Origin of the sequence: Halosimplex amylolyticum, from assembly GCF_051414035.1 — an archaeon.
GTDB lineage: Archaea > Halobacteriota > Halobacteria > Halobacteriales > Haloarculaceae > Halosimplex > Halosimplex amylolyticum.
The window spans coordinates 1-14,103 of record NZ_JBLKNW010000010.1 but is presented as its reverse complement, the minus strand read 5'-3'; the positions used below and the strand labels follow the sequence as shown (position 1 = coordinate 14,103).

Here is a 14,103-nt window from a genome sequence, read left to right as displayed (position 1 = left end):
CGGACACCGGAATCGAGCGAAGCGAGATTCCGGCCTTTTTCACCCATGTTTTTGGCTGGGGGGTCGCCGCAGGCGACCCCCCAGCGAAAAAGATGGTGTCGGACGTGTGGCTGACGGGTGTTTTTGTGGGGGAACGGCCGTTGTTAGGGCGATGGCTACGTCGGCGAACGGGTATTTCGAACGGGACGTACTGGTACAGGCGGGGCCGCTGATCTGCGCGACGACGCTGGCGCTGACGGCGGCCTTTCTGGGCATCGTCGGGATCGCGTCGGGCAACGCGGGGGGCCTCGTCGGGCGACTCCCGATCTACGTGCTCGCGGGGTCGGTCGGCTTCGTCGCCGCCCTGCTCGCCGCCGAGCACTCGCAGTATTACGGCCGCGAGGCGCTCGTCACCGCGGCGGTCGTCGGCGTCGTCGGCTTCGTGATGATCGGCCTCGGCACGGAGGGCGTCGTCTACGGGCTGACGAACCCCGACGCCGTCGTCGCGTCGCACCTCTCTGCGTACCTGCTCTCGGCGGCGATGATCGCCTCCGGCCTCGGCTACTGGACCGTCCGCAACTGGCGGGACGTGTCCAGCGTGATGAACAAGAGCGGGCTCTGAGCGGCGGATTCACCGTACGGACGCTCGCCCAACCGACCGATTTCTCCGCGACCGAATCGCGACCGAGCGTAGCATCCGACCGCGTCGCCGCGGGTTACTCCTGGAACTCCATCACCGTCTCGCCGCGGATGGACACCGCCGCGACGAGGACGGCGACGGCGTAGAACAGTCCGACGACGGCCGCGACGATCACGCCGGAGACGCCGAGGATCGACGCCGTCTCCGTCCACGACTCCGAGGCCTCGTAGACGGTGACGCGGGCGACCCAGGCCGCGAGGAGGATCAGGAGCAGCGCGAGGTACGACCGCCGGAGTCGGTGGGTGAGCGCCTCGCGCATGGAGAGGTGGAACTCGGGGTCCCGGAGGTCGTCACCGAGGTGACGCTGCCAGTCCGGCCCCTCCGCCGACGGCGAGTACATCTCGGCGAAGAGGCCCGTCTGGAGCATTCGGACCCGGTTGCGCCAGACGTCGTACTCCTGGTACCGGGTGGCCTCCATGACGAGGAACGCCGAGACGCCGAACACCCCGATCAGGATGACGTAGTGTGGGTTGTCGCCGCTGGAGAACGCCCAGGTCAGGATCGCGCCGACGACCACGACGGCCCAGTTCGTCGTCTGGTCGAGGCGCCCCCGCCAGGAGGCCGTCCGTTCGACTTCGCCGCGGTAGAAGTTCCCGGTCAGGCCTGCCATCGCCTCCTCCGTGTCGATGATTTTCGGGTGGGAATCGAACTGGTCCTCTGTGTTGTCGGTGCCGTCTTCGGCCATCGCTGCGGTCGCGTTCGGCCGCCACCCGCAAAGCTAGCGGGTCCTTACCGGCGTGTTCGAGGCCGCCGGCGCTCCGCACGGACCCGTCAGTGGTCGTTGGTACCTGACAACAATCGTTTTCAGATCGTCGTCGGAACTGTCACGTATGGACCACCGGCTACTGGGCGGGGTCGCGGCGGTCGTCGCGATCCTCACGCTCCCGCTCGGACTGCTCGCCGGGTTGTTCGTGGGCTTCGAAGCCGCGGCCGTGGTGTTCATCGTCGGGTGGTTCCTCCTCACGCCGCTGATCCCGATCGTCGGCAACGAGATCTGGCCGGCGCTCCGCGAGCGGTCGGGGAGTACTGACCGAGCGTCGGCCGACGACGACGCCGACGACCCGCTGGAGCAACTCAAAGCGCGCTACGCACGCGGCGAGATCGACGACGTCGAGTTCGAGCGCCGGGTCGAGCGACTGATCGAGGTGGAGGACGTGGACGTGAGCGGCGGCGATTCGAGTGCGGCGGAGCGAGAGCTATCCATCGAGCGGGAGTGACTACTCGTCGTCTCCGTCCGACGGCGCGAACAGGTTTTCGTGGCGCTCGGCGAGATTCGCGTAGTCGCCGGAGTTGAACGCCTCGAAGACGGCCTCCGGGTCGATGGTCGTCTCGGAGAGCGGGGTGACGGAAGCGGGCATCCCGCGGACGAACGACTCGGGTGGGACCTCGTACCCCGGGGGGACGACGGTGCCCATCGCGACGATACTGCCCGAGCCGATAGTGGCGTCGCTGACGGTGGAGTTGAAGCCGACGAGGGCGCCGTCTTCGACGGTGGCGTCGTTGAGGACGGCGCCGTGGCCGACCATCACTTTCTCGCCGATCGCCGAGACGTGGACGGTGGCGTTGTCGCCGACGGCCGACTGCCGGCCGACGCGGACCGGCCCCACGTCACCCCGGAGGACCGCGCCCGGCCAGACGTTGGCGTTGGCCTCGACCGTCACGTCGCCCACGACGGTCGCCTCGCGACTGACGTGAGCGTAGCCGTGGACGTCCGGTTGCGCTCCCTCGAAGGCGTACTCGCGACTGTCCATGCAGTATGCGACGGGTTCGCACACCTAAACTCTTGACCCGTCGCGCGCGCCGGCCGGGCCCGCACTCGCGGTTCACGGCGCCGGACCGCCCCTCGTTTCGAGTGGAACCGGTCGAGTTGACAGGTTCCGGGCGGGGCGTCGATCGAGTCCGCGACGGGCGGGGCCGCCGGCGAGTGCGGGACGCGGTCGGAACGACCCGGAGGAGGAACCGGAGCGGCCCACCGGGACGCGAACGCCTTTCAGCCAGCCGGCAGACGCTTCGGATATGACTCGCTCCGCCGTCCAGCTGTACACGCTCCGCGACGTCGACCGGCCGTTCACCGAAGTGCTCGAACTCGTCGCCGACGCCGGGTTCGAGGGCGTCGAGTTCGCCTACCGCGTCACGGAGGCCGACCCCGATGAGGTCGTCGAGACGCTCGACGAGACGGGGCTGGAGGTCGCCGGCGCCCACGTTCCCATCGACCAGCTGGAGGAGGACTTCGAGGAGACCGTCGCGTTCTACGACGACCTGGGCGTCGAGAACGTCGTCGTCCCGTGGCTCGACGCCGAGCACTTCGAGTCCGTCGAGGCGGTCGAGGCCGCGGCCGCGCGCCTCGCGAAACTCGCCGACGAGCTCTCCGCCCACGGGATGGCGCTGCACTACCACAACCACGACCACGAGTTCACCGACCTCGGAGACGAGACGGGCTTCGACGCGTTCGTCGACGAGACCTCGTTCGGGATCGAACTCGACCTGGGCCTCGCGCTCGCGGCGGGCGACGACGTGGTCGAGCGCCTGCGCGCGCTCGGCGATCGGTCCCAACTGGTCCACCTGAAAGACTACGACGTGGAGGCGGGCGAGTCCGTCCCGGTCGGCGAGGGCGACCTCGACCTGGACGGGATCGCCGACGCCGTGGCAGCGAACGACAGCGACTGGCTGATATACGAGTACGAGGGGGCGGACCCGCTCGCGTCGCTGGAGCGCGCGGGGTCGCGGACGAACGACCTCTGTTAGGCGCCGTCGGGCGCCCGCGCACGCCGTGAGCGGGCCTGGCGACGGCTCGGCGACGATGAAACGACCGCTTCAGTCACCTGAAAGTACTTTCCGTCCCCCCTCGACTCCGGACACGATGGAGTCCGACCGACGACGCTATCTCGGACTGCTCGCGGGCGCGGCGGCGGGAGTCGCCGGCTGTCTCGGTCGCGGGGACGAGGGGACGCCGACCGGCGAGCAGTCGACCGAGGTTCCGACCGCCACGCCCGAGGCGACGGAGCCGCCGGGAGCGACGCGGACCGAAACGGCGGCCGAGGAGCCGAGCGGGACGCCCTCGCCCGTCGAGCCGTCGCTCGTGCTCGCGCCGGTCGAACCGTCGAGCGCGGTCCCACTGACGGTCTACCCGGCGGAACTCGTCGAGATCCTCAGGGACGCGGCGACGTCCGGGGAGACGGTCCGCGCGAGCGCCGAGGCGTTCGTCTACGCGCCGACGCCCGTCCTCCCGGGGTTCGACGCGGTCGAACTCGTCGACCCCGACGGCGACGCGGGCGGCGTCTACGAGGTCGACGCCGAGGGCGGCCCCCGCCACGAGATGTACCTCGACGCCGAGGAGGCGGAGGTGCCCGACGGGGAGTCCGCGACGCCTGTCTCGGCGTTCCCCGAAGCGTACCGCGACCTCGTCGTCGACGCCCTGGAGGGGTCGGGCGACCGTCCCTCGGTCTATCCGGAGACCGAGAGGGGCGAGTGGGTCCGCGAGCACTGCTTCGGCGAGTACGTCCGCTACGAAGGGACAACCTACCGCTGCAGGGAAGTCCACGGGACCGACGCCGTGTTCTTCAGCACCGAGGCGTGGTACGTCCTCTCGCTGTCACCCGTCGAGGACGCAGCGGATCCGCCGACGCTCCGCCTCTCGGACGTCGATCCGGCGGTCAGGGATCGCGTCGACCCGGCGCTGGCCGACTGGAAGAAGACGTCCGGCAAACCGGCGCTCGTGCCCCCGACCTTCGGAGCCGCGATCCGGGAGTTCGGCACCGAGACGGACCGGATCCTCACACACGCCAACGCGTTCGCCGTCAGCATCGAGCGGCGGCCGTAGCGGCAGGTGGTCGGGCCCGACCTCGCCGTCGACCGCACCCTTTAGGCCCGTCGCTCGCTTTGGCTCGGGCGATGGACGTCACGCTCCTCGGTACCGGCGACACGACGGGGACGCCGACCCCCGGTTGCGACTGCGACACCTGCGAGCGCGCCGAGAGACTCGGCGTCGAGCGCTCCCGGTTCTCGGTCCACGTCCGCAACGAGCGCACCGGCGAATCGCTCCTCGTCGACGCCAGCCCCGACTTCCGCCACCAGTTCCTCACCCGCGACGTCCCCCTGCCCGACGCCGCCGTCGTCACGCACATCCACTTCGACCACCTCGACGGCCTCGGCCACGCCTACCGCCTGCTCGACCACCTCCCGGTCTACGCCGCCGACGAGACCGACCCCGAGACCGGCGAGAGCGTCGCCGAGACCGTCCGCCGCCGCTACGACTACCTCGACCAGGTCGAGGTGTTCCCGACCACCCCGTTCGAACCCGTCGAGACCTGCGGCTTCGAGGTGACGCTCGTCCCCGTCGACCACCCGCCGCTAGTCTGTTACGGCCTCGCCGTCGAGGACCCCGAGACCGGCGCGAAGTTCTCGATCTCCGGCGATACGACCTACGGCGTCGGCGAAGCGTCGCGCGCCGTCCTCGACGACCCCGACCTGTTGCTCGCGGACGGGATCGTGCCCGCCGCGTACTGCGAGCACCACCCCGCCGGCGGCGCGCACTTCGACGACGACGGCGTCGCGCGGACCTTCGGCACGAAACACATGACCGTCGAGGGCGCGCAGGCGCTCGGCGAGGACCTGCACGCCGACGAGACGCGCGTCGTCCACGTCTCGCACTTCCTCAACGCCGACCGCGCGTTCGACGACCCCCTGGCCGTCGACGGCGAGCGGTTCGAGCTCTGAGCGGGTGGGCTCCGGCTCCGTTCGGGTCGAAATCTTTTTTCGCACCAGCGGCGTACCAAGCGGTGAATGGAGCCCGCTCTCGCGTGGCGCTGGCGCCCGCATTCTCCGAGAGCGGACAGTGTCGCGACCGCGGGCGTCCGGGCCTAACCCGGCCGCGCCGGGCGCGGTGCTCACTCGTTCTCCCGACCGATTCGCCCGCCAGCCACCGCAGCCCCCACAGATACACATGCACGACGACACAGCGACCGACGCACAGCCCGACGATCAGAACGCCACCACCGAAACGGGCGGCTCCGACCGCTCGGCGGCCACCGACGAGTTCACCGTCACGCCCTACGACGTGGAGGGGACGGTCGACTACGACCGTCTGCTGGAGCAGTTCGGCGCCGACCGCCTCACCGACGAGCAGATCCGCGGGTTCCCCGACCACCCGATGCTCCGGCGGCGGGTCTTCTACGCCGGCCGAGACGTCGACCGGTATCTCGCCGCCGCCGAGGCGGGCGAAACCCACTCCGTCGTCACCGGCGTCGGCCCGTCGGGACCGATGCACCTCGGCCACGTCCTCGTCTTCTACCTCGCGAAGCGACTGCAGGAGGCGACGGGCGCCTACGTCTACGTCCCGCTCTCCGACGACGAGAAGTTCTACGCCAAGGACCTCTCGTTTTCGGAGATCGAGGCGGCGACTCGCAGCAACCTCCGGGACCTGCTCGCCGTCGGTTTCGACCCCGAACGCACCCGGATCGTGGTCGACCGGCTGGACGCCGACGTCCTGTATCCGCAGGCCGCCCGCGTCGCGGCGGACATCACCCAGTCCACCGTCGACGCGACCTACGGCGACCCCGACAACGTCGGCCTCTCGTTCTACCCGGCGATGCAGGCCACGCACCTGCTCCTCCCGCAACTCGTCCACGGGCGCCACCCGACGCTGGTCCCCATCGCCGTCGACCAGGACCCGCACGTCCGGGTCTGTCGCGACGTCGCCGCCAAGGAGCGCTTCGCGGTGGACAAGCCCGGCGCGCTACTGGGGAAGTTCCTCCCCGCGCTCGACGGGCCCGGAAAGATGTCCACCTCGACGAACGCGCCCGCGATCGAGTTGACCGACGACCGCGAGACCGTCCGCGAGAAGATCATGCAGTACGCTCACTCCGGCGGTCGAGTGGACATCGACGAGCACCGCGAGCACGGCGGTGACCCGTCCGTGGACGTGGCCTACCAGTACCTCCACACGTTCTTCGAGCCCGACGACGAGCGCGTCGAGGACCTGGCCGCCCGGTATCGGTCGGGAGAGTTGCTGACGGGCGAGCTGAAGGAGGTCGCCGCCGAGCGTATCGGTGACTTCCTGGCCGAGCATCGAGAGCGGCGGGCGTCGCTCGGAGACCTGGAAGCAGAACTCGAACCGTATCGACTCACTGACGACGAGCGGGCGCGGCTGCGGCCGTCGGTGTTCGAGTGAGGAGCCGACGACAACTGCCGCGGGGTTACCGGACCGCTTCGGCCAGCCCGATTAGCTCCTCGCGCGGCAGGTCGCCCACCACTGCCCGCGTGACGCCGTCGGTCTCCCAGACGACCGCAGAGCGGTCGTCGCGCTCGACGTAGGTCGCGTTCGCCCCGTTCACGGTGACGGTCTCGCCGTCGCTCGCGTTCAACTCGTACGGGAGGTCGTCGGCCGTGGCGACGACGGTCACGTTCGCCTCGCCGGTGTACGCCTGGGCGACGACGGTCTGCCCGTTCCGCGTGACGACGGTCGTCCCGTCGAAGTCGTAGCCCGCGGCGTCGAGGCGCTGGAGTTCGAGCGCGGTCGCGTCCTGCGCGGCCTGGAAACTGTCGTACCGCTCCTGCGAGACGGTGGTCACCGAGGACGCGTTCGGCGGCCGGAACGTGCTCTCGTGGACGGTGGCGTTGAACTGGACGCCGTCGAAGTCGACGGTGGTCCGGTTCTCGCCGTCGCTCGCGCGGAATCTGTGGACGCGGTAGTCGTCGGTGTCGACCCACAGCGTCGCGTTGCCGTGGTGGGACTCGTTCTCGGGTTCGAGACCGACGACGTACGTCTCCGCGCCGTCGAGCGTCGTCGTCCGGAGCACCTCGGCGCTCACGTTCTCGGCGAGGAGCCGCTCGACGGAGAAATTCGACGGGTGGCCGGTGTCGTTCGCGTCGGCCCAGGTACGAGTTCCGTTCCAGGCGTGGGTCCCGTTCCAGGAGTGATTGCCGGCCGCGTCCGAGCCGTTCCACGCGCTCTCGTTCTCGGGGAGTTCGCGGACGCGGACGGTGTCGTTGGCAGGGTCGTAGGCCCACGCGACCGTCCCGTTCGTCCCGAAGACGCGCTCGCTGTCGTTTCCGAAGACCGAGACGCGCGTGCTGTTCGGCTTCTCGACGACGAACGAGAGGTTCAGCGAGCGCTCGGCGGTGGCGTTCTCGGCCGTGACGGTCGCGTCGCCGGCCACCGTCTCCGCGCTGTCGTAGCGCTGTTCGACCCGCTCCAGGACGTCTTCCCCGTCGGGCGCGGCCTCGCCGGTCGGGAAGGCGCCGGCCGCGACGACCGCCAGGAGGGCGATGACGACCGCGCCGACGGCCAGCGGTGCGACCCGCGTCCCCAGGGACCCTCGTTCGTCCGTCATTGTCGCGGGTTAGGCCCGGAACGGCTTAACGGCCCGGTCGAGCGGCTGGTCGCCGGTGACCCGGTCGGCGACCGGCCGCCAGGGAATCGACCCGAGAGCCCTCCCGGGCGCGGATGAACCTGGACGGACGAGGTCAGGAGCCGAGCGCATCGATATCAGTTATTGATCGGCTGTGTCCCGGATATTCGAGATTTACAATCAGTCCCAGAGCGGGATGAACCGTCTGAAGACTTATTAGTAGCTCCGCTGTGCGGTCGGCCATGGCGACAGAAACGAACAGTGGGGGGACGCCCTACGACGGGCAGCTGTTCGAACTGTACACGAAGTACGTGCGCGAACCGGATTCCAAGATAGACGTCTACGGGTACACCCTGCTCGTGACGGGGTACCTCCTGGCGATCGGGGGGATGCTCGTCTACCTGCTGGGACCGAGCGGGTCGGGGGCGTCCACCGATACCGTGTACCTGGTGCGGAAGGTCGCGGTGCTGCTGGCCGCACCGGGACTGCTGATCTCGTTACTGGGGATCGTGTCGCTGTTACCGGTGACCAACCGGAGCCTCTACGCGGCCGTCACCGGGACGATCATCGGGCTCGCGGCGGTCGCGATGTTCGGGATGTACTATCCGCGGAACTGGCACTTCGGGACGCCGAGCTACAGCGGGCAGATCATCGCCGTCTACACCGCGGGTGTCGCGGTCGTGGCCGGGGTGGTCATCATGGTCCCGGTCGTCACCGGCGAGCGGAGCTACTTCTCGGAGACGACGGTCGGCCACGAGTACGAACACCCCGACATCGCCGTCGGGAAGACCGAGCGCGGCGGGCTGTTCGCGGTGTTCAAGCGGAACACGGAGTGGAGCTGGCGGTTCATCGACCAGAACGCGGTCGCGGGCAGCACGGGGTCGTTCCTCTCCCGACTCGAAGCCGAGGAGCGGGTCGAGGCGGTCAAAGAGCAGGTCGCCGACGCGGGCCTGCTCGAGATCAAGCACGCGGCCTTCCGGCTGTACGAGAGCGGCGACGGCGAGTGGCAGTGGCACCTCCTGCGCGACGACGGGGGCGCCGTGGCCGAGGGCGGGCGCGACTTCGAGTCGCGAGACACCGCGGAGTCGGCCATCAACCTGATCAAAGACCACGGCCCGGACGCCGACGTCATCGTCCGCGACGAGGCCGCCTTCGACATCCAGCAGCGGGGCTCGGACTTCACCTGGCGACTCGTCGACGCGGACCGCGAGCCCCTCGCCGAATGCATCGAGACCCGGAGCGACCGCTCGGGGGTGCGCGACGACCTCGACGCGTTCCGCGACCGGGTCGGCGAGGCGACCGAACTCGTCGTCGACTCCTACGGCGTGGAGCTCCGCTCGGCCGACGACGGCTGGCGCTGGCATCTCCGCGACGAGGGCCACCGCCAGCTCGCGTCGAGCACGGCCGCCTACGAGTCCAAAGGCGTCGCCGAAGAGGCCGTCTACGACCTCCTCGAACGGGTCGAGGGCGCGACCACCGTCGTCGCCGGCGAGCCGTCGTACGACGTCTATCGGACCGGGAGCGACTGGGCGTGGCGGCTCGTCGACGACGCGGGCTCGCCCGTGGCTCGCGGCACCGAACCGGTCGGCGACGCGGAGACGGCCGCCGCCGGCGCCCGAGAGCTGAAGGCACACGCCGGGTCGGCCGAGGTCGTCGAGATCGAGGACCGCGAGTTCGAGACGTACCAGCACGACGGCGCGTGGCACTGGCGGCTCGTCGACTCGGAGCGGGCGGTCCACGGCCGGAGCACGGACGACTACGAGTCCGAGGAGGAGGCCGCCGCGGCGGTCGAGCGCGTCCGCACCGAGGCGCCCGAGGCGGACCTCATCGAGTTCGACAACGCCGCCTTCCAGGTGTACGAGGCCGAGGGCGGCGCCTGGCGCTGGCGCCTCATCGACGAGGACGGCAACGTCATGGCCGACAGCGGGCAGGGCGAGTACGAGTCGAAAGACGACGCCATGAGCGCGATGCTGACCCTGCAGGAGAACGCGCCCGACGCCGAGCACCTCGAGATCGAGAACGCGGCCTTCGAGCTGTTCCAGGACGACCGCGGCTGGGGCTGGCGGTTCGTCGACGACATCGGCGACACCGTCGCGGACAGCGCGACGCGCTACGACTCCGAGGAGGCCGCCCGACAGGCGATGGACACGCTCGTCGGCTCCGTCGGCGACATCGACGAGCGCCGGATGGGCGAGGGCATCTTCCAGGTGTACGCCGACGGCGACGACGAGTGGTGGTGGCGGTTCGTCCGCCCCGACGGTCGGATCGCCGCCGAATCGCCGACGGAGTTCGGCACCCGCCACCAGGCCGAAGCGGCCGTCGAGTCGCTGACGGCCGACGCGACCGACGCGCCGGTCGCGACCGTCGGCAGTCTCGCGGTCCGCCTCGACCCGGACGACTGGCACTGGGAACTCGTCGACGCGGACCGCGAACCGGTGGCGACCGGCCGCGTGGCCTACGACGACCGGGAGGCGGTCTCGACGGCGATCTCGGATCTGCAGGCCTCGGCGGCGGACACGACCGTCTACGAGATCCGGAGCGCCGCGTTCGACTGCTACCGCACGGACGACGGCTGGACCTGGCGGCTCGTCGACGCCGACCACGAGCCGATCGCTCGCGCGTCGGCGACCTACGACGGGCGCGAGGCTGTCGAGTCCGCGGTCAGCCGGGTGAGCGGACTCGCCCCGGACGCGGACGTCCTCGATTACGACGACGTGGCCTTCGAACTCCAGGAGACCGACGACGGCTGGACCTGGCGGCTCGTCGACGAGGAACAGCGCGTCATCGGGGCCGCGGCCGGCTACCACGAGTCCCGGGAGGCCGCGGAACGGGACGTCGAGGCGGCCCGCGACGCGTTCGCGGACGCGAGCGTCCTCGAGATCGACTCCGCCGCCTTCGAGTTCCACCGCACGGACGACGGCTGGACCTGGCGGCTCGTCGACGACCACGGCGAGGAACTCGCCGAGAGCATCGCGACCTTCTCGAGCCGCGTCGAGGCCCAGGAGGACCTCTCGACCATCAAATCGCTCGGCCCGGACGCCTGGGTCTCCACCGCCGAGTAGGTGGGTGCGTCTCCGGCCGAATATCGCCGCGCACCGGGTCTCGTCCTGGACGACCCCGCCAACTACTTTCCGCGGCGGCGTCGAACCCGACGCCGTGAACGTGAACCTCCGGGCGGTCGCGGTCAGCGGGGCGGTGGCCGCCGTCGCGGGCGTCGCACTGTGGCCGCCGCGTGCGGTCTACTGGACCGCTGTAGCCGAACGGATCGGCGAGGGACCGACGCTGGGAGTCGTGGTCGCCCTGGCGGTCGGTCTCGGCGGTGCCTTCGCGACGATCACGGACGTTCGACTACGGGAGTTCGCCCTCGGTGCGACGATCGCGTACGCCATCGGAATGGCTACCATCGCCGTCGCGATCGCGCCCGACAGCCCGGTGCATCTGGGACTCTACGGCGGCATCGCCCTCTGTCTCGTCGCCGGCGTCGCCGGCGCGACCCTCCGCGCGACCGATGATTGATTTGAGTGGGGCACCTGAAACGGGTGTGACCGACGCGACCGAGACGACGGACGCACGGGCCGACCCGCCGTCGGGAGCCGGACGGCCGGAACCCCGGGACGCCGAGCCGGTGGTCGAACTCGCGGACGTGACGCGAGCCTACGAGCGCGGCGCCACGGTCGAGGCGCTGTCGGCCGTCTCGCTCTCGCTGGCCGAGGGCTCGTACACCGCCGTCATGGGACCCAGCGGGTCGGGCAAGAGCACCCTGCTCAACCTCGTCGGCGGACTGGACACCCCCACCGCGGGAACGGTCCGCCTCGACGGACAGGACCTCGCGTCGCTGTCGGACGACGATCGCGCGCGGGTGCGCGGACGCACGGTCGGCTTCGTCTTCCAGACGTTCAACCTGATGCCGCGCCTCACCGCCGTCGAGAACGTCGCCCTCCCGCTGGTCTTCCAGGGGTGGGGGCGCGCTGACCGCCGCGAGCGCGCCGAGGAACTGCTGGCCGACGTCGGACTGGGCGACCGACTCGACCACCGGCCCACCGAGCTCTCGGGCGGCCAGCGCCAGCGCGTCGCCATCGCCCGGGCGCTGGCGGCCGACCCCGCGCTCCTGCTGGCCGACGAGCCGACGGGCAACGTCGACACGGAGACCGGCGAACGGATCATGGCGCTGTTCGAGGAACTCCACGAGGCGGGCAACACGATCCTGCTCGTCACCCACGAGCGTCACATCGCCGAGCACGCCGATCGGATCGTCCACGTCCGCGACGGCCAGATCGAGGGCGTCGAGACGGTGGCGGATGGTACCCAGAGCGGGGATGGGGACGTGGACGGTGGAGGGGCGGGTACGGGAGCGGAGACCGAATAGATGGACCTCGTCGAGACGCTCCGGATCAGCGTCCGCTCGCTGCGCGCCCACCGTTTGCGCGCGGCGCTGACCGTCGTGGGAATCGTCATCGGTATCGCCGCGGTCGTCACCTTCGCCACCTTCGGCGCGAGCCTGAAGGCCGACGTCGTCTCGGAGATCGAGGGCTCCAGCGCCAACGAGATCTACCTCGTCGCCGGCGACGCCGAGGAGGGCGGCTTCGGCGGCGCGGGCCAGCCGGTGTTCACCGAGTACGACCTCGGGCAGTTGCGCGACATCGAGGGCGTCCAGCGGGTCGTCCCACGGGGGATCGTGCCGGTCAGCGCCGTCGGCCACGGCGACCAGACCGTCGCCAGGAGCCAGGTGACTGCGACCAACGCGACCGCGTTCGAGACGGCGACGTTCGACGAGGGCCGATCGTTCCGCAACGGCGAGCGGGAGGCGGTCGTCAACCGCCCCGCGGCGCGGCTGTTCGAGGGGAACCTCTCCGCCGGCGACCGGCTGACGGTGACCCTCGCCGCGGGCGGCCGCGAGAACGTCACCGTCGTCGGCGTCGTCAACGGCACCGGCGGCCAGCTCCCGTTCAGTTCGTTCAGCGACCGGCCGCGCGTGTTCCTGCCCGCCGACCCGTTCTACCAGTCGGTGGTCGAGAGCCCGAACGCCGTCGGCAACCAGTTCGTCTACCCGCAGGTGACGGTCGTCACCGACCCCGGCGACACCACGGCGACCAAAGAGCGGGTCCGCGAGTACTTCGCGGGCGACGAGTCCGACGCCGCGCAGCTGGTCCCCGACGGCTACGCGGTCTCGGCCCAGACCAACGACGACCTCGTCGAGCGCATCGAGCGCATCGTCTCCCGGCTCACCCGCTTCGTCACCGGCATCGCCGTCATCGCGCTGGTCGTCGGCGCCGTCGGCATCGCCAACATCATGCTCGTCAGCGTCACCGAGCGGACCCGCGAGATCGGGATCATGAAGGCCGTCGGCGCGCGCAGCCGTGACGTGATGGGACTGTTCCTGGCCGAGGCGGTCCTGTTGGGCGCGCTCGGCGCCGTGCTGGGCGTCCCGCTGGGCGTCGCCGGTGGCTGGGTCGCGACCCGCTACGCGGAGATCCCACTGACACTCGCACCGGGGTGGTTCGCCGCCGCCGTCGCGGTCGGGGTCCTCACCGGCGTCGTGGCCGGCCTCTACCCCGCCTGGCGCGCGGCCCGCGTCGACCCGATCGACGCGCTCCGCTACGAGTGATCTTCTAATAGATGATCTGGTATAACCGTCAATAGTACAGAAGAATTATGGTTTTAGGCGGTGAACGGACGTCGCGATGGCAGCCTTGCAGTAAATTCTTCGCAGGCGACTCAAGAGCCCACGATATTGGATTTCCGTTCATAGATCGACGCCAGTGTTCGTTCACGGTCGACAGCCGTCCGGAACCACACTTCGGCTCGCAGAATAGCCGAAAATTCGCCCAATAGCGGCTAAATAAGGATTCTACGAAACTGCGCGATCGAAAGAGGTGGACTTCTGCCGAATGCGCCGAGAATGGAATTGACACATCTGTATGATGTTACGGCAAAAGATACGATTGGGCCCTCTCCAGTCAGTTGTCGGAGGCGAGGCCCTTGGCGAACTGCTCGGCGAACAGCACGTAGATGATGATCGTCGGCAGCGCGGCGAACAGCGCGCCGGCCATCCGCAGGCCGAAGTCGATCCCCGAC

At 69.9% G+C, this 14,103-nt stretch carries 13 protein-coding genes and 1 pseudogene; 10 read left to right on the top strand and 4 right to left on the bottom strand.

Annotation, left to right across the window (positions count from 1 at the left end):
- Positions 1-151 precede the first annotated feature (151 nt).
- Positions 152-601 (top strand): hypothetical protein, encoded by a 450-nt coding sequence (locus ACMGFE_RS23560; protein ID WP_436927718.1) that lies wholly within the window; start codon positions 152-154, stop codon positions 599-601.
- A 94-nt stretch (positions 602-695) separates the two neighbouring features.
- On the opposite strand, the gene ACMGFE_RS23555 is transcribed toward ACMGFE_RS23560, so the two are convergent.
- Positions 696-1,364, bottom strand: a complete 669-nt coding sequence (locus ACMGFE_RS23555) for a DUF2270 domain-containing protein (RefSeq protein WP_436927717.1) — start codon at positions 1,362-1,364, stop codon at positions 696-698.
- Positions 1,365-1,509: 145 nt separating this feature from the next.
- On the opposite strand from ACMGFE_RS23555, the gene ACMGFE_RS23550 reads away from it, so the two are divergent.
- The gene (locus ACMGFE_RS23550; RefSeq protein ID WP_436927716.1) at positions 1,510-1,896 is read left to right on the top strand and encodes an SHOCT domain-containing protein; all 387 of its coding nucleotides are present in this window, start codon (positions 1,510-1,512) and stop codon (positions 1,894-1,896) included.
- On the opposite strand, the gene ACMGFE_RS23545 is transcribed toward ACMGFE_RS23550, so the two are convergent.
- On the bottom strand, positions 1,897-2,430 hold the full coding sequence (locus ACMGFE_RS23545) for a gamma carbonic anhydrase family protein (protein WP_436927715.1): 534 nt from the start codon (positions 2,428-2,430) through the stop codon (positions 1,897-1,899).
- Between the two features lie 265 nt (positions 2,431-2,695).
- Here ACMGFE_RS23545 and ACMGFE_RS23540 point away from each other — a divergent pair, with 265 nt between their 5' ends.
- From ACMGFE_RS23540 to ACMGFE_RS23525, 4 genes are all read left to right on the top strand, one after another.
- Entirely contained in the window at positions 2,696-3,424 is a 729-nt protein-coding gene (locus ACMGFE_RS23540; protein ID WP_436927714.1) for a sugar phosphate isomerase/epimerase family protein, read from the top strand.
- A 115-nt stretch (positions 3,425-3,539) separates the two neighbouring features.
- Positions 3,540-4,499 carry a RodZ family helix-turn-helix domain-containing protein gene (locus ACMGFE_RS23535; protein ID WP_436927713.1) on the top strand — a complete coding sequence of 320 codons (960 nt, stop codon included), beginning with the start codon at positions 3,540-3,542 and terminating at the stop codon, positions 4,497-4,499.
- 71 nt (positions 4,500-4,570) lie between these two features.
- Positions 4,571-5,395, top strand: a complete 825-nt coding sequence (locus tag ACMGFE_RS23530) for an MBL fold metallo-hydrolase (protein ID WP_436927712.1) — start codon at positions 4,571-4,573, stop codon at positions 5,393-5,395.
- A gap of 226 nt (positions 5,396-5,621) precedes the next feature.
- On the top strand, positions 5,622-6,848 hold the full coding sequence (locus tag ACMGFE_RS23525; protein ID WP_436927711.1) for a tryptophan--tRNA ligase: 1,227 nt from the start codon (positions 5,622-5,624) through the stop codon (positions 6,846-6,848).
- A 25-nt stretch (positions 6,849-6,873) separates the two neighbouring features.
- Here the strand turns inward: ACMGFE_RS23525 and ACMGFE_RS23520 are convergent, their stop codons facing one another.
- Positions 6,874-8,010 carry a DUF4367 domain-containing protein gene (locus ACMGFE_RS23520; RefSeq protein WP_436927710.1) on the bottom strand — a complete coding sequence of 379 codons (1,137 nt, stop codon included), beginning with the start codon at positions 8,008-8,010 and terminating at the stop codon, positions 6,874-6,876.
- 260 nt (positions 8,011-8,270) lie between these two features.
- On the opposite strand from ACMGFE_RS23520, the gene ACMGFE_RS23515 reads away from it, so the two are divergent.
- From ACMGFE_RS23515 to ACMGFE_RS23500, 4 genes are all read left to right on the top strand, one after another.
- On the top strand, positions 8,271-11,090 hold the full coding sequence (locus ACMGFE_RS23515) for a DUF1508 domain-containing protein (protein ID WP_436927709.1): 2,820 nt from the start codon (positions 8,271-8,273) through the stop codon (positions 11,088-11,090).
- A 94-nt stretch (positions 11,091-11,184) separates the two neighbouring features.
- The gene (locus tag ACMGFE_RS23510) at positions 11,185-11,544 is read left to right on the top strand and encodes a hypothetical protein (RefSeq protein ID WP_436927708.1); all 360 of its coding nucleotides are present in this window, start codon (positions 11,185-11,187) and stop codon (positions 11,542-11,544) included.
- Between the two features lie 25 nt (positions 11,545-11,569).
- Entirely contained in the window at positions 11,570-12,394 is an 825-nt protein-coding gene (locus tag ACMGFE_RS23505; protein WP_436927707.1) for an ABC transporter ATP-binding protein, read from the top strand.
- Positions 12,395-13,633 (top strand): ABC transporter permease, encoded by a 1,239-nt coding sequence (locus ACMGFE_RS23500; RefSeq protein ID WP_436927706.1) that lies wholly within the window; start codon positions 12,395-12,397, stop codon positions 13,631-13,633.
- A gap of 352 nt (positions 13,634-13,985) precedes the next feature.
- Here the strand turns inward: ACMGFE_RS23500 and ACMGFE_RS23495 are convergent.
- A pseudogene (locus ACMGFE_RS23495) lies at positions 13,986-14,103 on the bottom strand (carbohydrate ABC transporter permease); the annotation flags it as partial.